This is a genomic window from Citrobacter sp. Cpo109 (assembly GCF_030332565.1).
GTDB classification, from domain to species: Bacteria; Pseudomonadota; Gammaproteobacteria; order Enterobacterales; family Enterobacteriaceae; genus Citrobacter; species Citrobacter portucalensis.
In genome coordinates, this window is the sequence record NZ_JAOWHQ010000011.1 from 1 (window position 1) to 410 (window position 410).

2 pseudogenes are annotated in these 410 nt (G+C 55.9%); both read left to right on the forward strand.

The features are described 5' to 3' along the window. Positions 1 to 276: pseudogene (locus OGY71_RS00255) on the forward strand (capsid protein); the annotation flags it as partial. Positions 277 to 279: 3 nt separating this feature from the next. Continuing rightward, positions 280 to 410, forward strand: a pseudogene (locus OGY71_RS00260) (STY4826 family bacteriophage gene regulatory protein); the annotation flags it as partial.

Below are 410 nucleotides of genomic sequence, written 5' to 3' on the forward strand. Positions count from 1 at the left end.
GCACTGTTACGTGCCTTTCTGTTGCGTATACGGTCGCTGGAAATGAGCGGAGAAACCTCGCCGCGTGCGACCGTGACCCGCGAGCTGGGTGATGCCCTGAATCTGCAGTCAGCCCTGTATCATTTTGATATGGAGCAGGAGCCGGTTCTGTCCGTAACGGGCATGAATCGCCCGGTCATAACCGGGGTTGATATGGCGCTGTTAAGAAGCCCGGCCAGACGGATGAAGCTTGCCGCTGAACTGGCCGCAAAAGACCACGAACAGGCAGAGGGCTGAATCATGTTTCACTGCCCGTTCTGCAAAAAGACCGCGCACGTCCGTACCAGCCGTTATCTGTCGGAAAACGTCAAACAGCGTTATCACCAGTGTACCAATATCGAATGCTCGGCCACTTTCCGCACCATCGAGTC